The sequence below is a fragment of the Streptomyces sp. A0642 genome, from assembly GCF_004795105.1.
Taxonomy (GTDB): Bacteria; Actinomycetota; Actinomycetes; order Streptomycetales; family Streptomycetaceae; genus Streptomyces.
Map to the genome: position 1 here is coordinate 49,996 of NZ_SSBL01000015.1, position 20,265 is coordinate 70,260.

The 20,265-nt window shown below is 72.1% G+C and carries 17 protein-coding genes; 9 read left to right on the forward strand and 8 right to left on the reverse strand.

The genetic code is table 11. The features are described from left to right. The first annotated feature begins 2 nt into the window (after positions 1-2). The 9 genes from E6R60_RS23440 (at position 3) to E6R60_RS23480 (ending at position 9,221) form a co-directional block, all read left to right on the forward strand. On the forward strand, positions 3-476 hold the full coding sequence (locus E6R60_RS23440) for a GNAT family N-acetyltransferase (protein ID WP_136328598.1): 474 nt from the start codon (positions 3-5) through the stop codon (positions 474-476). A 396-nt stretch (positions 477-872) separates the two neighbouring features. Beyond that, on the forward strand, positions 873-2,156 hold the full coding sequence (locus E6R60_RS23445) for a phosphatase PAP2 family protein (protein ID WP_276614021.1): 1,284 nt from the start codon (positions 873-875) through the stop codon (positions 2,154-2,156). Between the two features lie 92 nt (positions 2,157-2,248). Then, the gene (locus E6R60_RS23450) at positions 2,249-3,271 is read left to right on the forward strand and encodes a hypothetical protein (RefSeq protein WP_136328599.1); all 1,023 of its coding nucleotides are present in this window, start codon (positions 2,249-2,251) and stop codon (positions 3,269-3,271) included. Further along, positions 3,268-4,527 (forward strand): histidine kinase, encoded by a 1,260-nt coding sequence (locus tag E6R60_RS23455; RefSeq protein WP_136328600.1) that lies wholly within the window; start codon positions 3,268-3,270, stop codon positions 4,525-4,527. The genes E6R60_RS23450 and E6R60_RS23455 overlap by 4 nt, the downstream gene beginning before the upstream one ends. Next, a complete protein-coding gene (locus E6R60_RS23460; protein WP_136328601.1) occupies positions 4,524-5,183 on the forward strand; it encodes a response regulator transcription factor in 660 nt (219 codons plus the stop codon). The genes E6R60_RS23455 and E6R60_RS23460 overlap by 4 nt, the downstream gene beginning before the upstream one ends. A gap of 89 nt (positions 5,184-5,272) precedes the next feature. Further along, positions 5,273-6,724, forward strand: a complete 1,452-nt coding sequence (locus E6R60_RS23465; protein WP_136328602.1) for a penicillin-binding transpeptidase domain-containing protein — start codon at positions 5,273-5,275, stop codon at positions 6,722-6,724. 245 nt (positions 6,725-6,969) lie between these two features. Then, complete coding sequence (locus E6R60_RS23470; RefSeq protein WP_136328603.1) at positions 6,970-7,539, forward strand: SigE family RNA polymerase sigma factor; 570 nt, start codon at positions 6,970-6,972, stop codon at positions 7,537-7,539. Continuing rightward, on the forward strand, positions 7,536-8,264 hold the full coding sequence (locus tag E6R60_RS23475; protein WP_136328604.1) for a hypothetical protein: 729 nt from the start codon (positions 7,536-7,538) through the stop codon (positions 8,262-8,264). Before E6R60_RS23470 ends, E6R60_RS23475 begins: the two co-directional genes overlap by 4 nt. Before the next feature lie 111 nt (positions 8,265-8,375). Then, a complete protein-coding gene (locus E6R60_RS23480; protein ID WP_136328605.1) occupies positions 8,376-9,221 on the forward strand; it encodes a pectate lyase in 846 nt (281 codons plus the stop codon). A 98-nt stretch (positions 9,222-9,319) separates the two neighbouring features. Here the strand turns inward: E6R60_RS23480 and E6R60_RS23485 are convergent, their stop codons facing one another. The 8 genes from E6R60_RS23485 to E6R60_RS23520 all read right to left on the reverse strand — a co-directional run bounded on the left by E6R60_RS23485 (position 9,320) and on the right by E6R60_RS23520 (position 20,265). Next, positions 9,320-10,651: a pectate lyase gene (locus E6R60_RS23485; protein ID WP_136328606.1), complete on the reverse strand. Its 1,332-nt coding sequence runs from the start codon at positions 10,649-10,651 to the stop codon at positions 9,320-9,322. 65 nt (positions 10,652-10,716) lie between these two features. After that, complete coding sequence (locus tag E6R60_RS23490; RefSeq protein WP_136328607.1) at positions 10,717-11,544, reverse strand: rhamnogalacturonan acetylesterase; 828 nt, start codon at positions 11,542-11,544, stop codon at positions 10,717-10,719. 151 nt (positions 11,545-11,695) lie between these two features. Then, positions 11,696-13,030 (reverse strand): sugar ABC transporter substrate-binding protein, encoded by a 1,335-nt coding sequence (locus tag E6R60_RS23495; RefSeq protein WP_136328608.1) that lies wholly within the window; start codon positions 13,028-13,030, stop codon positions 11,696-11,698. 69 nt (positions 13,031-13,099) lie between these two features. Further along, the gene (locus E6R60_RS23500) at positions 13,100-15,100 is read right to left on the reverse strand and encodes a pectinesterase family protein (protein WP_136328609.1); all 2,001 of its coding nucleotides are present in this window, start codon (positions 15,098-15,100) and stop codon (positions 13,100-13,102) included. 110 nt (positions 15,101-15,210) lie between these two features. Next, positions 15,211-16,770, reverse strand: coding sequence for a glycoside hydrolase 43 family protein (locus E6R60_RS23505; RefSeq protein ID WP_136328610.1), 1,560 nt, complete (start codon positions 16,768-16,770; stop codon positions 15,211-15,213). Next, positions 16,767-17,594, reverse strand: a complete 828-nt coding sequence (locus tag E6R60_RS23510) for a PmoA family protein (protein ID WP_136328611.1) — start codon at positions 17,592-17,594, stop codon at positions 16,767-16,769. Before E6R60_RS23510 ends, E6R60_RS23505 begins: the two co-directional genes overlap by 4 nt. Next, positions 17,591-18,928, reverse strand: a complete 1,338-nt coding sequence (locus E6R60_RS23515; RefSeq protein ID WP_136328612.1) for a Gfo/Idh/MocA family oxidoreductase — start codon at positions 18,926-18,928, stop codon at positions 17,591-17,593. Before E6R60_RS23515 ends, E6R60_RS23510 begins: the two co-directional genes overlap by 4 nt. Next, positions 18,925-20,265 (reverse strand): pectate lyase, encoded by a 1,341-nt coding sequence (locus E6R60_RS23520; RefSeq protein WP_136328613.1) that lies wholly within the window; start codon positions 20,263-20,265, stop codon positions 18,925-18,927. Before E6R60_RS23520 ends, E6R60_RS23515 begins: the two co-directional genes overlap by 4 nt.

A 20,265-nucleotide genomic window follows, 5' to 3' on the forward strand; every position in this document is an offset into this window, starting at 1 on the left:
GCGTGGACGTCTCGCTGCGCGAGGTGCACGACACCGACCTGCCGCTGTTCTTCGCCTGGATGTCCGACCCGGAGTCCGTCCGCACGGCCGCCTTCACCAGCGAGGACCCGACCGACCGGCACGCGTTCGACGCGCACTGGAAGCGCGTCCTCGCGCACCCGTCGGTCGTGATGCGCACGGTCCTCGCGGACGGTGCGGTGGTCGGCAACGCCGGAGTGTACGGGGCACCGGACGACCGGCAGGTCACGTACTGGATCGACCGGGCCCACTGGGGCCGCGGTGTGGCCACCGCCGCCCTGCGCGCGCTGCTCGACGCCGTACCGGAACGTCCGTTGCACGCACGCGCGGCGGCCGACAACACGGGGTCGCGGCGGGTACTGGAGAAGTGCGGGTTCACCGTGACGGGCGAGGACCACGGCTATGCGCACGCGCGCGGCGAGGAGACGGACGAGCTGCTGTTCACCCTTCCCGGGTGAGCGGTTCCGCCCCTCCCCTGTGACCGGTTCCGCCCCTCCCAGGTGACCTGCGCCCCCTGCCCGCGTGACGCGTCCACCCCTGCCCGACTGAGAACCGCCACCCCGGGGACCGCCGCCCCGGGGCACGCGGCAGGCCGGCCGGCCTGCCGCGGAATCGTCATGACCGTCGCAGCCTTCGAACACCACTCCGATAACATGCACGGATTCATGGCGATTGGCCTCGTGGTCCGCACCGTACCGGCGGACCGTGCTGTCCGGCGCGACAAATGACCCACGGCGTGACGTACCCGACCACCATCTCTCACATCGGCCAAACTCTTGATACCTATAGCATCGCGGGTGTTTTCGCGAATAACCAACGGAAGTACGCCGGGCACTTGGCGTCGGCCACGGACGCTGCTGTTCGCGGCCGCGGCGGTGGTGGGCCTCGGATTCCTCGTCGCTCTGGAGATCGCCGCGCGTCACTACGGCCTGCCGGGGCCGATCGCCGCCCAGGCGCGCGAGGTGATATTCGCCCCCGCATCCGGCTTCCTGCTCTACGCCAGCATGGGCCTGATGATGGTCGTGCTCACCTGGCGGCAGCGGTTCTTCGCGATCGGCACCGCGATCGGCATCGACCTCGTCATCCTGCTGGTGCGATGGGTGGCCGACGCCCCGGTGACCCACGGCCACCCCTTCGGCAACGGCGCGCTGTGGGTGATCCTGGGGTGCGCGGTCATCGCCGTCACCCGCCGCACCGGACCGGAACGCCTCCTGCTGCTCAAGGGCGTCGGGCTGGGCCTGCTGCTGGTGACCGGCCGCAAGACCGGCGACACCTGGCTGCTCATCACGTCGAAGACCCGCCCGCTGGTGCTCGACCAGTACGTGGCGACCGCCGACCACGCGCTGGGCAACCCCTCGTGGCTGGTGGGCCGGCTGGTCAGGTCGACCGGCTCGTTCGGCGAGGTCTTCCTCGACTCCGTCTACACCCAGCTCGCGGTCGCCGCGGTCGTCGTCGCGCTGTTCCAGCTGCGCAACGTGTCGGCCGAGCGCCGGTTCCCGGCCCACCACCTGGTGCGCACCTTCCTGGTCATCGGGCTCCTGGGACCGGCCATCTACATGATCTACCCGGTCGTCGGACCGGTCTTCGCCTTCGGCGCCGACGGCGGGCACTGGGCAGCGGCCAACCTGTGGCCCGACACGCTGCCGCCGCGCACCGGGCCGCAGCACATGCCGTTCGACGACTTCACCCCGCGCAACTGCATGCCCAGCCTGCACACCGCATGGGCCACCACGATCTTCATCCATTCCCGCAAGGGCCCCCGGTTCCTGCGGTACGCGGGCACGTTCTGGCTGATCGCCACCCTCGCCGCGACGCTGGGGTTCGGCTACCACTACGGCATCGACATCATCACCGGTGTGATCTTCACCGTCACGATCGAGACGGCCCTGCGCTCACTCGAACGCGGCTGGGACCGGTCCGGCACCCAGCTGGTCGCCTACGGCGCCGCGGTCTTCGCCGCGATCCTGGTGGCCGCCCGCTTCCTGCCGACGCAGATGGCCGCCCATCCCTGGGTGGCAGGCCCGCTGCTCGTCCTCGCGACGGCCTCGGTGGTCTACGCGTACGTGCGCACCACCAGGCACTGGGACCCGAAGCCCGCACCGGTACGGCAGCCGGAGCTGCAGCCCGAACTGGTCTGAGCCGCCGCGGCGTTCCGTCTCCGCCGTCCGGCGGAGACGGATCGTCGCCGGGCATGACGTGCCCGGACCGGCCGCACGGCAGCGTGGGCGCCATGACACGGACACCCCTCGCACCCGCTCCCGCACCGGAGGCCGCCGCGCCGGTCACCGACCGTCTCCGCACCGCCCTGCGCGGTGTCGCGATCGTCTTCTGCCTGCCCTACATCGTCCTCAAGACCGCCTGGATCTCGGGCAGCCACGTCGGGATTCCGGCCGGCAGCCCGCTCCTCGACCACCGGACGCCGATGGCTGTCGCCAACGGCGCGTCGGTCCTGATGGACAGCGCCGTCGTGGTCATCGCCCTGCTGCTCACCCAGGCCTGGGGCCGGCGCGTGCCCGCCTGGCTGCTCGCCCTGCCGATGTGGGTGGCGACCGGCCTGCTGCTGCCGATCATGACCGGCTATCCCCTCCAGCTGCTGGTCCGGCTCCTGGGCGGGAAGACCGTCAACAAGGCGGACGCGGGCCGCCCCTTCCTGGACGAGTGGGTCTTCGGAGTCGTCTACACCGGCTTCATCGTCCAGGGACTGGCCCTCGGCACCCTGTTCGCCCTGTACGCCAGGGACCGTTGGGGCCACCTCTGGCAGGGCACGCTCCGCGAACTGCCGGACAGCCCCACCTCTCCGGCGCTGCGGGCCGCCGCCGTCGCCGCCTCGCTGCTCGCCCTGGTGCCCGGAACCCTTCATCTGCTCTGGGCCGCCGGCTCGACCGCCGGTCTCAACGAGAGCCGGATCCAGGAGCGCACCAGCGGCTCCGCGGCGCTCGAAGCGGTCTTCGCCCTCTTCGTCGCCGCCGGAGTCGCCGGCATCCTGCTGCTCGCCTTCCGCCGGAACTCCGCACTGCCGCTGCGGGTGCCGCTCGTCCTGGCCTGGGGCGGTTCCGGAGCGACGGCCTGCTGGGGCGGCTGGATGAGCATCGCCTCCCTGAGCAACGTGGACGACCTCGCCGATCGGCCCACCGCCGCCATGGTGCTGATCTACGCTGTGCAGATGCTGGTCGGAACGCTGGTGATGACCCTGGGCGCGTACTTCCTGGTGGAGCGCTCGGCCGCGAACGGACCGGCGGGCCGGCGGGCGTGACGCCCCTGCTCGGCCGGCGGGCCCGCCAGCGCTGGCTGCACCTGATCATCGGCGGCGCCCTCCTGATGCCGTACTTCCTGGTCGGCATGGTGTTCGTCGGCCTGTACCGCAGCGAAGGCGATGTCTTCGGCTCGCCGGTCAACCAGCTGACCGCGTTCGCCTACGCCCTGCCGATGGCCGCGGTCACCGCACTCGTGCCGCTCGCCCGGCCGCTCTCGGTGTCCGCCGCCCGCGCCCTGTGCGGTCTGCCGCCGGACCGGCCGCTCGCGGACGGACCCGCCAGGACCCGGCAGGCCCGGGTCCGCTCGTCTGCCTGGTTCACCCTGCACGTGGGGCTCGGCGGCGTCATCAGCGGCATGACGCTGTCGCTCGTCCCCTTTGCCGTCGCCGTCATCGGGCTGCCGTTCCTCACGGCGCGGGACTCCCCCGTGCTGCGGCTGCCCGCCGCCCTCGACCGCACCTGGGTCCTGGCCCTGGCGCCCTTCGCCGGGCTCGCGATGCTGGTGGCCCTGGCGGGGTGCGCGGCGGCGGCCGGGGCGCTGCTGGCGAACCGGGCGCCGGTGCTGCTGGGCCCGACCCCGGACGACCGGCTGGCCGCCGCCGAACGCCGTGCGGCCGAACTGGCCGTCCGCAACCGGCTGGCCCGCGAACTCCACGACTCGGTCGGCCACGCGCTCAGCGCCGTCACCCTCCAGGCGGGCGCGGCCCGCAGGGTCCTGGACAGCGACCCCGATTTCGTCCGGGACGCGCTGACCGCGATCGAGGAGACGACCCGGCGCACGGTCGGCGAACTCGACACCGTGCTCGGGATGCTGCGCCGCGACGACCACGACGGGGCCGGGGCGCCCCCCGCGCCCTCCGGCCCGGGGCTCGACGCACTGGACGGGCTGCTGGCGCACTGCGGACTGCCCGTCGCGCACACCGCCGACGGCGATCCGCGCACGGTCCCCGCTGCGGTGTCCCGCGAGGCGTACCGCATCGTGCAGGAAGGACTGAGCAACGCGCTGCGGCACGGCGGGCGCGGGGAACCGGTCCGGCTGCGGATCACGGTGCGCGCCGGGGAGCTGGAGACCGTGCTGGACAGCCCGCTGTCCGGACGGCCCCCGGTGGTGCGCCCCGGCGGCGGCCGCGGGCTGCGCGGCATCACCGAGCGGGCCGTACTCCTCGGCGGCCGTGCCGAGGCAGGAGAACACGAGGGCCGCTGGCGGCTCACCGCCCGCCTCCCCTTCCCCACCCCCGCACAGGAGCAGCGATGAGCACACCGGTCCGGATCGTCCTCGCCGACGACGAACGCATGGTCCGCACCGCCCTGCGGGTCATCCTGGACGCGGAGACCGGCCTGGAGGTCGTCGGCGAGGCGTCGACGGGGGCGGAGGCCGTCTCCGTGGTCCGCGAACTGCGCCCCGACGTGGTGCTGATGGATGTCCGGATGCCGCAGATCGACGGAATCCGGGCGACGGAGCAGATCCTGGCCACACTCGACCCGGCCCCCCGCATCGTCGTCGTCACCACCTTCGAGAACGACTCCTACGTGTACGACGCGCTGCGGGCGGGGGCGGCGGGCTTCCTGCTCAAGCGGGCGGCGGCGGAGGACCTGGTGCAGGCGGTGCGGCTGGTCGCCCGCAGCGACTCGCTGCTCTTCCCCGCCGCGGTCCGGGGCCTGGCGGCCGCGTACGGGAAGGGGCGGCCGTCCGCACCCCCGCCGTGGGCGGCCAGGCTCACCGACCGGGAGGCGGACGTCCTGCGGCTGATGGCGAGCGGCCTCACCAACGCGGAGATCGCCGCGCGGCTGCGGGTGGGCGCGGCGACGGCGAAGAGCCATGTGGCGGCCGTCCTCGCGAAGACCGGGGCCCGGGACCGCACCCAGGCGGTCATCGCGGCGTACGAGTCGGGATTCATCACGCCCGGCTGACCCGGGAGCACGGGCGCGTTGATGAGGAAGGGGTGAGAAGCGGCACAGACGGGAACGGTGAGACGCCTCCCGCTCGTCCCTCCAGCGGGATGAACAAGACGATCAGGCGCGCCTCGGTCTTCTCCCTGCTGCTGGTCCTCGCCCTCCTGGGGCGGGCGACCTGGGTGCAGGCGTACCAGGCCCGGGCGCTCGCAGAAGACGACCACAACCGGCGGAAGACCATCGCGCAGTACGCGCAGCCGCTCGGCGACATCATCGTGGCCGGCTCCCCGGTCACCGGATCGAAGAGGACGGAGGGCAGCGATCTCGCGTACAAGCGCACCTACAAGGAGGGGGACCTGTACGCGGCGGTCACCGGCTACGGCTCGCAGGCGTACGGCTCCACCCAGCTCGAAGGGATCTACAGCCACGTACTCGACGGCACCGACACCCGGCTGAAGAATCCGCTGGACGCGCTCACCAACAAGCGGAGTGCGCCCGGCGACGTGCTGACGACGATCGACCCGGACGTCCAGAAGGCGGCGTACGGCGCGCTCGGCGACGACAAGGGCGCGGCCGTCGCGATCGACCCGAGGAGCGGGCAGATCCTGGGGATGGTCTCCTCCCCGTCCTACGACCCCTCCGACATCAGCGGGACGACGGACGGCGACGCCTGGCAGAAGCTGCTCAGCGATCCGGAGAAGCCGCTGGTCAACCGCGCGCTGCGGCAGCCGCTGGCACCGGGTTCCACGTTCAAGCTGGTCGTGGCGTCGGCCGCGCTGGAGAACGGGCTGTACGGCTCGGTCGACGAGCCCACCAGGAGCCCCGTCCCGTACACGCTGCCGGGGACCAGCACCCCCCTGAGGAACGAAAGCGCCACCGCCCCCTGCGAGAACGCGACGCTGCGCGTGGCCCTCCAGTACTCCTGCAACAACGTCTTCGGCAAGGTCGCCGCCGACCTCGGCCAGGACAAGGTGCGGGCGATGGCGGAGAAGTTCGGCTTCAACACCGAGAAGCTCGACGTGCCGGTCCGGGCCTCGGAAAGCGTCTACCCGTCCGGGATGGACAAGGCGCAGACCGCGCTGAGCGGCATCGGCCAGTTCGAGGTCACCGCGACGCCGCTGCAGATCGCGATGGTCTCCGCGGCCCTCGCCAACGACGGCGAACTCGCCGCACCGCACATGGTGTCCAAGGTGACGGACGCGGACGGCGGCACGCTGGAGGACTTCGAGGACGGGGACACGGAGCGGATCGTGTCCTCGTCCACGGCCAGGCAGCTGCGGAGCGCCATGGTGACCGTCGTAGAGCAGGGCACCGGCACCAACGCCCGGATCGACGGGGCCGAGGTGGGCGGCAAGACGGGCACCGCGGAGAACGGCGTGGGCAACAGCAACACCCCGTACGCGTGGTTCACCTCGTACGCGAAGGACGACTCCAGCGGTCGGGAGGTCGCGGTCGCCGTGATCGTGGAGGACTCGGGTTCGGCGGCCTCGGAGGTCAGTGGCAACGGTCTCGCGGCGCCCATCGCGAAGAAGATGATGGAGGCCGCGCTCCGGCGGTAGGCCGCAACCGGAGCAGCGTCCCGGCACCCCCGCCCGGGGAGCCGGGACGTTCGCGTGTCCGGGCCCTTCAGGTTTTCGCCCGGTTACGTCTTACTTGGTTACGCACCCGCGTCGAAGCGCTTCCCTGCCACGCTGGTACGCTCTCGCCCCGCCCGCTCACCGTGGGAGGCGGCCGGGCGGCGGCTGGGAACGTACACAGCCCGAGCGGGCGGGCGCCGGGATTCGAACGCAGAGATGAGGTAGCTGTGGGCACGTCCACCGACCATGCCGCTGCCGCCGAGTTCCATGAGTTCTTCGAGGCCCACTACGCCGAACTCGCCCGGCTGGCGCATCTGCTGACCGGTGAGGCCGATGCCGCCGACGATCTGGCGGCCGACGCCCTGCTGGCGCTGTGGCACCGTTGGGACCGGGTCAGGAGCGCCGACCATCCGGTGGCGTACGCGCGGGGGGTCGTCGCCAACATGGCGCGGACCCGGATCCGCACCGCGGTGCGCGAACGACGGCGGATCGCGCTGTTCTGGGCGCCGCGCGGCGGCGGGGAGACGGTCGACGGTCCGGACGTCTCGGCGGTCGTCGACGTACAGGGGGCGCTGCGCAGACTGCCGTTCCGCAAGCGCGCCTGCGTGGTGCTGAGGCACGCCTTCGACCTCTCGGAGCGCGACACCTCCCTGGTGCTGGGCATCTCGGTGGGTACGGTGAAGAGCCAGACCTCGCGCGCCGTCGCGGAACTGCAGCGGCTGCTCGGTCCGGAGACTTCCGCCGCCGCGCAGGTGCAGGCGGCCGTCGGGGCGCACCGCAGCGGAGGAGACCGGTGAAGGACGACGAGCTGTCCGTGCGGCTGCGGGAGGCCGCCGAGGCCCACCGCCCCGACCGGGAGCGGATGCTGGCCCGGGTGGAGCGCGGCGTGACCGAGGGCCGTCCGCCGGGCCGGGTGGTGCGCCCGCGCCGGGCCGCGGGGCCGTGGCTGCGGGTGGCGGGGGCGACGGCCGCGGTCTGCGGGGTGCTGGCGTTCGGTGCGGTCGCCGTCACTTCCGCCGGTGAGGAAGGTGCGGACGGAAGGCACGGGGAGCGCGTGGCCGCCCCGCCGACGGCCTCCCCCACGCCGTCCGTGACCCCGCCCGCAGCCCTCGGCCGGCTGCGTACCGAGGACGGGCCGCTGTGGATGGACGGGGTCGTGGACCCGCACTCCAACGCGTACTGGGCGCAGAGCGATGTGACGCTGCGGACGGACCGGCCGCTGTCCTCGCTCACCGTGGAGTTGCGGGTGGCGTTCACCGGCGGGGTGAACAGCACGGGGGCCTGGCGCTCGCTGCCGGCGGACGACTTCACCATGTCGGTGTCCGAGGACGGCGGCTATCTCGTCTACCGGTGGGCGCTGCGGGCGGGGCGGACCGTACCGGCCGGCACCCACACGTTCGCCGGGCAGTACAACCACGCCGAGGGCCCCCGGGACGCCACGGGCGACTACGTGACCGCGCACGCGGTCGTCACCACGGGTGAACGGGCATCGGTGGGCGACTACTTCGGCCCCGGACGCTGACCGTATCCGGCGGACGGGACGAGAGGACCACGGGACCCGGCAACCTTTGTGCCCGCGGTGGCGACCAAGGAGCGCAACGCTCCCCCCACCGATAAGGAACGGGACACCGACATGAAGAAACGAGCCGTACCGCACGGCAGCCACGCCCGGCGCTCCGGCCGCCGTCGCATGATCGTCGCTTCGGCCGCCGCGCTCTCCCTCACCGGCGCCGCGCTCACCACCGGCCTGCTGGTCCAGGCCGGCGCGGCCACCACCGCGACCGCGGCGGCCGCCTGGCCGACGCCCGCGGGTTCGCAGGCCGTCTCGGCGACCATCAAGGTCTCGGGGACGTACGACGGCAAGCTGAAGCGCTTCTACGGAAGCGGGGACCTCGGTGACGGCGGCCAGGACGAGGGTCAGGACCCGATCTTCGAACTGGCCGACGGGGCCGTCCTGAAGAACGTCGTCGTCGGCTCGCCGGCCGCCGACGGCATTCACTGCAAGGGCAGCTGCACGATCCAGAACGTGTGGTGGGAGGACGTCGGCGAGGACGCGGCGTCCTTCAAGGGCACCTCGTCGGGCGCCACGTACAAGGTGACCGGCGGCGGCGCCAGGAAGGCCGACGACAAGGTCTTCCAGTTCAACGGCGCGGGCACGCTGACCATCAGCGGCTTCCAGGTCTCGGACTTCGGCAAGCTCGTCCGCTCCTGCGGCAACTGCTCCAAGCAGTACAAGCGCACGATCGCGGTCAGCGACGTCGATGTCACGGCGCCCGGCAAGGCCCTGGTGGGGATCAACACCAACTACGGGGACACCGCGACGCTGAGGTCCGTCCGGATCCACGGTGACAGCGGCAAGAAGATCAAGCCGTGCGTCCGTTACACGGGCAACGACGACGGCGACGAGCCGACGCAGACGGGCAGCGGGCCGGACGGCACGTACTGCAAGTACTCCGCGTCGGACATCTCCTACAACTAGGAGCGCGCGAAGAAGCGGTGGAGGCCCTCGCCGGGCCTCCACCGCTTCCGTCGTTCCCGGCCGGCCCAGGCGTTCCGGGCCGGCCCAGGCGTTCCCCGTCAGCGCAGGCGGCCGGCTCCGGCACCCCGGTCGACCAGGCCCGGGACGGCGCGCGGGTGGTCGATCCTGGTGCGCAGCACCGGCGTCCATCCGGCTCCGGCGGTGAGCTGTTCCGCGGGGACGCCCGCGTTGTGGACGGCGATGAGGTCCGTCCGGCGGCCGTTGACGTAGTTGTCCGCGGCGGTCAGCGAGGACTCGGACCACTTCTTGAGGATCTTCGCCTGGTCGAATCCGGCCCCGAGACTGAACGCGTTGTGCTCGGCCACGAGCTGGGACTTGGAGCCGATGCCGTACGTGTAGCCGTAGACGCTGCCCGTGGTGGCGACGAAGTGGTTGTTGTAGGAGTCGACCTGTCCGAAGCGGACGCGGGGGGCCCGCTCGTTCACGTCCTTGAAGAGGTTGTGGTGCAGGGTGACCCGCAGCTTGCCGCTGTCGGTCGCGCCGGCGCCGTCGCTGTTGCCGATGAGCATCGTCTTGTCGTGGTTCTTGAGGACGTTCCACGAGACGGTGACCAGGTCGGCGCCCTTGACGATGTCGAAGAGACCGTCGTGCTGCTGGTACAGCTCGTCGAAGTAGCGGGGCTGGCCGGCGTCGGGGCGGTCCCCGTCGCTGAAGGTGTTGTGGTCGACCCAGACGTGGTCGGAGCCGTAGACGACGAGGTTGTCGTACTCGGAGTTCCAGTGGCCGGTGACGCCGTCCGTGGGGTCCCACTGGGGGAAGCAGTCGTAGGTGTCCTCGAACGAGATGTTCCGCACGATGACGTTGGAGACGTTTCGGATCTGGAGGCTGGCGCCGATGACCGTGGCGTCCTTGCCGACCCCGACGAGCGTCGTGTTGGACGGCACGTAGACGTTGACCGCGGCCTTCTGCAGCTCGGCGGAGGCGAGCCGGGCGTCCTCCAGAGGGCCGGACGGGACCTCGTCGCGGCCCCAGGTGGCCGGGTCGTAGGCGGCGAGGTACCTGTCCAGGGTGTAGCCGTCGGTCTGGTACGCCGCGCAGTCGATCGGGGTCCCGGCGGCGTCGGAGTTCCCGTGGACGGTGCCGTCGATCTTGATGATCTTCGGGGCGTCTCCCGCTTCCTCGAAGGCGGCGATGAGTTCGGCACGGTTGCTGACGGTGTAGACGTGGTCCGGGGTCGCGGCGGCGCCGCCGGTGGTGGAGCCGTCGGCTGCGGCCCAGCCGTCGCCCTGGGCGAGGACGGCCCGGTCGATGCCCGGGTGGTGGCCGTGGCCGCGCCCGGTGGCCTGGGCGGGGACGGACACGGCGAGCGCCAGGGAGGCGCAGCCCAGCACCAAGGCGATGGCGCGAGCATGACAGATGCGTGCGGGCATGGCGGTTCCTTCGGTGGTGAGGAAGGGGAAGCTGAGCGGGGAGGTGAAGTGGCGCGGGGCAGGCGTCAGGCCTGCGGCCAGGTGATCCATTCGAGCGGGATCGCGGAATCGGTGCGCCGTACGTCGTGCGGGGCCAGGACCCGCCCGGCCACCAGGGCGCGGGCGACGAGCCGTGCGACCTCGACGGCGCCGCGGGGCTGGAAGTGCGTGTTGTCCTGCCGGCCGTCGGGGTAGTTGGGCGACTGTCCGGGCTCGAGCCAGTTGAAGTACCCGAGCGTGCCCTCGGGGCCGAGCTCCTGCCAGCGCGCCAGCGTGAGCGCCTGGAGGTCGAGCAGGGGGACGCGCTCCTCGGCGGCCAGCGCGCGCATCGCGGCCGGGTACTCGCCGTGGGTGGGCCTGGCCGTGCCGTCGGCGGCGAAGCGGCGGCGCTCCACCGGGGTGAGCAGGACCGGGCGCGCCCGCCGGGACCGTGCGGCGTGCACGTACTGGCGCAGGCAGTCCTGGTAGGTGGTGTACGGGTCGGTGCCGCGGGCCGGGTCCTCGGTCTTCTCGTCGTTGTGGCCGAACTGGATCAGCAGGAGGTCGCCCTCCCGCACCTCCTCCAGCAGGGCGGCGAGCCGCCCCTCGTCGATGAAGCTCTTCGAACTGCGGCCGTTCATCGCGTGGTTGGCGACGGTCTGCGTGCGGCCCAGGAAGAACGGCAGGGCCATGCCCCAGCCGGTCTCGGGCGCCGCGTCCGCGTACTTCTGCGCGGCGGTCGAATCGCCGGCGATGTGCAGGGTACGGGGCCGGGGGCGGCCGGCCGGGCTGTGCGCCGCCGCGGCGGTGCCGGTGGCGAGTACCAGGGGCAGCGCCGCGAGGGCGGCCGCGGTCTGCCTGCGGGTGAGTGACACGGTGGGGCTGCCTCTCTCATGGATGCGTAGCGGGGCGTACGGAGGCGTACGGCGGTACGGGGTGCAAGGAGAAGTGCAGGGGGAGAGGGACCGGCGGCGGGACGCGACCCGAGCCGCCGCCGGTCCCCGGTCACCGGGGGACCGGCCGGCCTCAGCCGTTGCCGATCTCCTTCCACTCCTTCTGGGCCTTGTTCAGCTCGTCCGCGATCTTGTCGAGGAAGGCCTTCGCCGTGACCTTGCCGAGCAGCAGCTTCTGGAACTCCGGCTCGTTGTCCGCCTTGCTGATGTTGTTCCAGTCCGGCAGGTAGTACGGCAGCTGCACGATCTTGGTGGAGCCGTCGGTGAGGGCCTTCGCGGCGAGCTCGGTCGGCTCGGTGGCGCTGACCCACGGGTCCTTGGCGGCCTCCGTGTTGGCGGGGATGGCGCCCGCGGACTCGTTCCACTTGCTGTTGGACTCGTGCGAGGCGGCGAACTCGATGAACTTCCAGGCGGCGGTCTTGTTCTTGCTCGACCGGAACAGGCCCAGCCCGTCGACCGGGTTGGAGACCTGGACCCGAGTGCCGCCGTCACCGACCGGGTTCGGTATCCCGGCGAACTTGTCCTTGCCCAGCGCCTTCAGATGGTCCTGGTAGGAGCCGAGGTTGTGGCTCAGCATGCCGATGGTTCCGGTGTCGAACTGGGCGACCATCTTGGTGAAGTCGTTGTTGACGTCGGCGGCGGGCGTCGCCTTCTTGTACAACGCCACGTACTTCTCCAGCGCGGCGACGTTCTTCGGGTCGTTGAGCGTCGTCTTGTCGCCGTTCCAGAACTCCGTGATGCCGGACTGGCCGTACGAGGCGTCGATCGCCTGGGCGATGGAGCCGGCGCCCCCGCGGATGGTGTAGCCGAACTTGTTGTCCTTGGCGGCGGTGAGCTTCTCCGCGGCCTTGTAGAAGTTGGCCCAGGTGGTGGGTGCTTCGAGGCCCGCCGCCTTGAACAGGTCGGTGCGGTACCAGAGGGCGCCGTTGTTGGCGGAAGTCGGCACGGAGTACATGTCGTCGCCCCGGCCGCCGGCGGCCTTGACGCTCGCGACCATGCCCTCGACGAGCTTGCCGTTGAGCGAGGAGCCCTTGATCCGGTCGTTCAGCGGGTCGAGGGCCTCCTGCGAGACCATGTTGGCGAGGTAGGCGGTGCCCACGCCGCCGACGTCCGGCAGGCCGCCGCCCGCGATGGCCGTGTCGTACTTGGACTGCACGTCGGCGATCGGGATCGGCACGTACTTGACCTTGATGTCCGGGTACTTCGCCTCGAAGTCCTTGATGATCTCGGTCCACACGGCGGTGCGCGGACCGCCGTTGTTGTCCCAGAAGGTGATCTCGCCCTTGCCGCTGCCCTCGGTGCCGGTGTCGCTGCCGTCGTCACCGCAAGCGGTCGCGGTCAGTGCGAGCACCGCGGCCAGGGACACCGCGGCCGCGGCACGCCCCCGCTGCGTCTTCGAAATGGTCATGGTCGGCTCTTCTCTCTCGGTTCTCTGGTGGGTCGTGTGCACTGCATGGGGGGTGCGAGGGGCTCCGGGTCAGTGGTGGGCGCCCTGCGGCGACCAGCCGTCCTCGCCCCTGAGGTAGTCGGAGATCTCGTGGTGCGCGGCGTCCGCGGCGGTCATCTGCGGCCGGTCCGCGGTCACCGCGGCGCCGGGCCCGTACGTCCGGTACTCGCTGAACCGGGCCTCCTGCCACGGGAAGCCGCCCATCTCGCTCCACGGCGTGGCCTTGACCGCCGCCGGCAGCAGGGTCTCGCGGATCAGTACCTGGCCGACCGCGTCGGGGTTGCCGCTCGGGTGCCAGGGCCGGCCGAGGTGGAAGGTGTCCGCGGGGGCGTCGCTGATGATCCGGCTGCGGGTGATCAGGAAGCCGTACGGGTTGTCCTTCCATGTCGAGGCGGCCGTGATGTAGCCGTTGTTGGTGGCCGAGCCACGGCTCAGCGCCTTGATCACGGAGTGCTCGATGACCGTGGTGGCGCGGCCGTAGATGAAGTCGACGTCTCCCTCGATGTAGACGTCCCTGAGGTACACCCGGGCCTTCTGGGTGAGGACCGGGGTGTCGGTCATCAGGGTGTCCTGGTTGCCGAGGAACGCCGTGTTCTCGAAGGTCAGCCGGTCGCCGGTGGTCTTCACGGCGAGGGCCTGCTCACCGTTCAGCTCGACGGACGCCTCGTCGAAGTCGTTGGAGAAGGTGAGGTTGCGGGCGCTGAAGTCGTGTCCCTCCACGACGACGGTCGCGCTGCCCCAGGAGCCCTGGGTGGTGCCGTCCGGCTTGAGCTCGCCCGACGGGGTGTCGAAGACGACGAGCGTGTCCGAGCGGTGCCTGCCCGTGCCGACGAGCGAGACGTACGGCTGGTTCCTGCCGATCCTGACGTGCTCGCGGTAGACGCCGGGGGCGATCCGCACGGTGATCCGGCCGTCGTTGCCCTGCGGCACGGCGTCCACGGCGGCCTGCACGGTGGCGTACGCGCCGGGGACGCGGAGCACGGTCTCGGTGCCGATGTCCTCCTGCGGCCCGGAGTCGCGGGTGACCAGCTTCGGCACGTCGGCCGCGCGGTCCAGGCGGTACGGGTAGAAGTCGCGCGGGTCGAAGGCGGCTCCCCAGGCGTCGGTGCGTCCCGTGGTGTTCCGCAGGACCGACCCGCGCTGGACCAGCTCCGCCGTGGCGTCCGCCTGGTAGGGGTGCTGGACGTCCCGGTAGTAGCTGTTCTCGATGACCATCTTCGTGGCGCCGCGCGCCCAGTTGCCGTACGTCCACACCGGGTCGCCGTCCGCGACCTGCGCGGAGAGGTAGTTGTTGTAGAGGTGGGCGTAGGCGCAGTTGTCGGCGGAGGGGTTGCGCTGCTTGGTGCCCTCGAACCAGTTGTGGTCGATGGTGATCTGCGTCTTGACGTTCGCGGTCCAGCCGATGCCGAACGCCTTGTTGTGGTTGCTGAAGTGGTTGTACGAGACGGTGATGTACTCGCTGTCCTTGCGGATGTCGAGCAGGCCGTCCCCCATGTGCGTGAGGCGGTTGTGGTCGATCCAGACGTGGTCGGCCGAGTCCATCTGGATGGCGTCGAAATCGGTGGTCTTGCCGTCCCAGTCACCCTCGACGTACGAGTCGCGGATGGTGAGGTTGCGGATGATGACGTTGTGGGTGCCGGGGTTCAGGTGCAGTTCGCCGTGGACGATCTCAGCGGTGTCGCCCACGCCGACGATGGTCTTGTCGGAGGCGACCACGATGTCGTGGCCGAACGGTTCGACGGCGACCGTTCCGGCGACCCGGATGATGTAGGGCTCCGGCGCGGCCGCGTACCGCACCAGGTCGGCCTGGGTGGAGACGGTGACGACCTTTCCGCCGCCGCCTCCGGTGGTCCCGCCCGCCAGGGAGGCGAATCCGTGCGCGGTGTCGGACCAGCCGGCGTGCGCGGCGGCCGGACCTGCGGGCTGGGCGGCGGCGCCGGCCGAAGGGGCGGCCGGAACGAGGACCGCGGCGGCCAGCGCGAGGGCCGTGGCGAGGGTTCGTGCTCTGGTGCGCTTGTTACTCAGGTGCATCGATGCGGCTCCTGTACATGCGGATCAGGCGGTGCGGATGATTTCCCCGCGGTCAGGCGGTGCGGGAGAGGCCCCTGCGGGTCAGGCGATGCGCGTGAGGTCCCTGCGGGTCACGCGGTGGTGCGGAACCCGGTGAAGCAGGCCGTCCCGGCCGGCCCCGTCCCGGGCGGTGCGGTGGCGAACAGGCCGAGCAGGGCGCCGACCCAGCGCCAGGGCGTGGCGGCGAAGACCTGGCCGGAGGGCCGGAACCCGGCCCCGTCCCCGGTGTCGGCGGAGAAGCGGCAGCGGGCGCCGGGGGCGACCTCGATCCGGAGCCGGACCCGGCCGTCGGGGGCCGGCCTGCCGTGTTCGGCGTCGCGTTCGTGTTCGGCGACCGTCTCGGCGTACCGGTGCACGAGCCGTATCCCGTCGGCGCCGTCCGCCGCACGCTCCAGGCCGATCCAGCTGAACGCGTCCCCGAGGACCGCGAGACCGGCCTTGGCCCCCACCACCTCACTGCCGAGGGTCAGTTCCGTCTCGACGGTGAACGTCTCGGCGGGCAGCCGCTGGACCAGCACGTTGGGCAGGGCCCGCAGATCGTGCGCGTACGCGGTCCGTACGCAGCTGAGCCGCAGCCCGTCCCCGCCGTGCTCGACGGTCCAGCCGGGGCGGGGGTTGGCGGTCCACTGCCACTGCCTGCCGTAGCGGCCGCCCGGGAAGCGGTCGCCACTGGCCGGGGCCGTGACGGACTGCTCGGGCGCGGTCGGTTTGGTGTGGACGGAGACGGGCTCGCCCCCGTCGCCGATGACCGGCCAGCCGCCGTCCGCCGCGTCCCAGCGCATCGGCTGGAGGTGGACCACCCTCCCGTACGCCCCGCGCTCCTGGAAGTGCAGGAACCAGTCCTCGCCGGCGGCGGTCGTGACCCAGCCGCCCTGGTGCGGCCCGTTGACCTCGGTCCGGCCCTGGGCGAGGACGACGCGCTCCTCGTACGGACCGAAGAACTCCCGGGAGCGGAAGGCCCCCTGCCAGCCGTTGGTCACCCCGCCGGCCGGGGCGAGGATCCAGAACTCGCCGTCCCGCCGGTAGAGCTTGGGGCCCTCCAGGGTGAACCAGCCGGGGATCGTGTCGGCGTCGATCAGGGTCTTGCCCTCGTCGAGGAGCTCCAGTCCGTCGGGGCTCATCCGGTGGCCGGTGAGCCGGTTCTTGATGCCGGAGCGCGACTTGGCCCAGGCGTGGACCAGGTAGGCCTCGCCGGTCTCCTCGTCCCACAGGGGGCAGGCGTCGATCAGTCCCTTGCCGGCCTTGACCAGATGGGGGGCGCTCCAGGGGCCCCGGATGTCCTCGGCGTTGATCTGCTGGATGCCGTGGTCGGGGTCGCCCCAGAAGATCCAGAACCGTCCGGCGTGGTGCCGGAGCGACGGTGCCCACACCCCGCAGTCGTGGCGGGGCACGGCGAAGTCCGCGGCAGGTTCCAGCCGCTCCAGGGCGTGGCCGATGAGGGTCCAGTTGACGAGGTCGCGCGAGTGCAGCAGCGGCAGTCCGGGGACCCGGCCGAAGCTGGAGGCGGTCAGGTAGAAGTCGTCGCCGACCCGGATGACGTCGGGGTCGGACCAGTCGGCGTTCAGCACCGGGTTGCGGTAGGTGCCGCCGCCGAGGTCGGCGGTCCAGGGGCGCTCGTCCGGGGCGCTCACGCGGTCACCGCCCGCCGGGCGTACGCGGCGGCCGCGTCGCGGTCGAGCCGGCCGTCCGCGATGACGGTGACGACCCGGCGCACGATCGTCGCCCCCGCGGGGACGGGGAGGCGGTGGTCGGCGGCGAGGGAGGAGCCGACGCCCGGGTACTCGGTGGTCCGCACGAACCACGGATCCCGGCGGGTCTCCTCGGTCGCCCCGGCGAAGACCAGGGTCCAGCCGTCCCCGCTCATGGCCACCCAGTCGGCGGGCCGTCCGTGCACCGCCTCCTCGCCGTCCGCGGATGCGCTGAACACAACGGGCGCCGAGGGTTCCTTGGGCGCGCGCCAGAAGAAGCCGCCGTATCCGGCGCCCGGCCGGCCGTTGGTGGCCGGGCTGCCTATCGACAGGTCCGCGCTCCCCCGGTTGGCGAGCGAGAAGGAGAAGTCCAGGGCCCAGGCGGTGGCGGAGAGTTCGGCGGTGGCGACCGTGCGGTGCTCGCGCAGCAGCTCGGTGTCGTCCGCCTCCCAGCTCAGCTCCTCGACGAATCCGTCCGGATCGCGGAGCTTCCAGCCGAGATGGCGCTGGACCCCGTGGTTGTCGAGCACGGTGGGCCCCTGGTCGCGGACGAAGGTGCGGCCGCCCCAGAAGTTGTGTCCGGCGACGTCCGGGACGGCGACGGAGGTGCCCAGGTGGTGCACGTGGTCGGCCGGGCGCTCCTCGGTGACGGGGATGCCGGCGAGGGTGGTGACGGGGTGCAGGTAGGGGCGGCCGTCGGCGGCGGGGAGGTAGGTGTAGCGGCCGACCGGGCGGCCGGCGCAGCTCAGCAGTGCGGTGGTCGTCACGATGAACTCACCTCGGTGGTAGGTCCTTTCCGGGGTTCCAGCGCGGGAGAAGGAGCGGCGTCCGGTGCCGCCGCATCCAGGGCGGAGGAGGGAGAGAAGGCGGAGCCCTCCCGGCTGACGACAACGCCGGAGGCGGCGGTGCCGGACGCCGCGACGCCGCGGGGGAGCTCCGGACAGGACCTGAGCGCCCAGGGGACGCCGAGTTCGGAGTAGAGCGTGAGGGTGTCGGCTCCCGCCGCGACGAGTCCGTCAATGCCGCGCACCACGCGCCGGGCGGCGGCGGAGCCGGCCGGGGGCACGGTGTACCAGGCGTCGGCCGGGAGGGCGACCGGTTCCGGGGCGGTGCGCACGGCCTCGACGACCTCCATGAACGCGCCGGTGCGGTGCGGCGGTACGAGGAGTGCGGCATCCCCCGCCAGGTGGTCGACGAGGTTCTCCAGGAGGTCGGTCCGTCCGTGCACCGCCTCGTCGGGGCCGTGTCCGGCGCGCTGGACGAGGACCCGGTCCTGCTTGTACCAGAAGGTGATCCGGCCGCGGTCGCCGTGGACGATCACATAGGGCTCCCCCGCCTGTTCGGCGCAGAGGGTGACGGCGGCGGTGACGGGGACCCCGGCCGTGGTGGTGACGCGTACGCAGGAGGTGTCGTCGGCCTCGATGTCGTGGGCCCGGAAGAGTTCGGTCTCGACGGAGGCGATGTCCTGGGCGGTGCCGCTGCCGGCGAGCTCGAGGGCCGTGGCGACGGCGTGGGCGAGCGGGTTGGTCAGGACCCCGTCGACGACGTCGGTGTCCCCGATCCGGCGCCGCCCGGCCCAGGGCGCACGCCGGTAGTAGGCCTCGTCGCGGACCCAGGCGCCCGCGGCGCCGTAGCCCTCGACGGTGCCGATGGCGCCGCCGCTCACCAGCTCGCGGATGGCGGGCACGGCGTGCGAGCCGAAGGACTGGAACCCCACCTGACAGGCGATGCCGGCGTCCCGCACCCCGGCCAGGATCCGTTCGAAGTCGGCCCGCGTCGCGGCGGGCGGTTTCTCCAGCAGGAGGTGGACGCCTCGGGCGGCGGCGGTGAGCGCCAGTGCGGTGTGGGTCTGGATCGGGGTGCAGATGACGGCGGCGCGGGCCCCGGTGGAGTCCAGGAGCGCTCCGAAGTCGTCCGACTGCTTGGGGAGTTCCCCGGCGAAGGCGCCGAGTTCACTGTCGTCGAGCGGCTTCAGCTCGCAGATTCCGGCGAGCCGGACGAGGCCCTGGTGCTGGAGGCGTCGGATGTTGGCGAGGTGCCAGCGGCCGTGGCCCCGGGCGCCCGCGAGGACGATCGGCAGGGGGGTCGGGCGGGCGTTCATCCGAGCCTCCCCGCTCCCGCCGCGCGGGCCACGTCGGCGGCGGCGCGGGCGGCGGTGCCGACCGGGCCGTGCAGGGTGGGCTCCCAGCCCGCGTCGGTGGCCAGGTCCTTCTCGCTGCCCGAGTTGTAGGCGTTGTAGATGGAGACCAGGTCGACCGGGTATCCGTTGAACTCGGTGCCCCGCTCCTGGAGCAGGCTGCCGTTCCAGCTCTTCACCAGGTCGGCGACCTCGACGTGGCCGGGCGTGGTGAAGGCGTTGTTCTCGGCGATGATCCGGGACTCGGTGGAGACGCCGACGGAGTAGCGGTACTCCCCGTCCGCGGGGACGGTGTAGTGGTTGTTGTAGAGGTGCACCTGGCCGAAGCGCACGCGCGGGGCGCGCTGCACGACGGAGTCGAACTCGTTGTGGTGCAGGGTGACGCGCAGCTTACCCCGGTCGGTGGTGACACCGTCGCCGTTGCCGATCAGCATCGCCTTGTCGTGGTCGGCGAACCGGCTCCAGGACACGGTGACCAGGTCGGCGCCGTTGGTGATGTCGAGCAGTCCGTCGTGGCGCAGGTAGTTGCGCCCGAAGTACGTGGGCTCGTGGTCGTCGGGGTGGCCCTTGTCACTGGCGGTGACGTGGTCGACCCAGACGTGGTTCGCGCCCCGCAGCCACAGGGTGTCGTAGGCGGTCTTCCAGTCGCCGAGGCCGCCGGTGTTGGGCTGCCAGGCGGGGAAGCAGTCGTAGGCGTCACGGAGTTCGAGGTTCCGCACGATGACGTTGCCGGCGTCCCTGACCTGGAGGCTCCCGCCCTTGATGCCGGCGCCCCGGCCGAGGCCGACGAGGGTGGTGTTCGAGCCGACCAGGAGCTCGACGCGTTCGGCCTGCCGGGCGGCGGACGCCTTGCGGGCGTCCTCCTGCGGCCCGGCGGGCTTGGCGGCGCCCCAGGTGGCGGGGGCGTAGGCGGCGAGGTACGCCTTCAGGTCGTAGCCGCCGGTCGCGTAGTCGGCGCAGTCCAGCCGGCGGCCGCTGTCGTCGGTGTTGGCGTCGATCGTCCCGACGATCTTGACGATCTTGGGTACGGAGCTGCCGCCGTCCAGTGCGGCGACGAGCTGGGCGCGGTCGCGCACGGTGAAGACGTGGGCGTCGTCGGCCGCCGAGCCGCCGGTGGTGCCGGGTCCCTCGGCGGCCCAGCCGTCACCGTCGGGCAGGACCTCGCGGCCCAGGTCCCGGGCGGGGGCGGCGGGCGGCTGCGCGGTGGTTGCCTCGGCGCCCGGCTGGAAGGCGACGCCCGCCAGGAGCAGGGTGAGCGCGGCGGCGGTGCGGCGCGCAGGTCGCGTGCGGAGTGCGGTCAT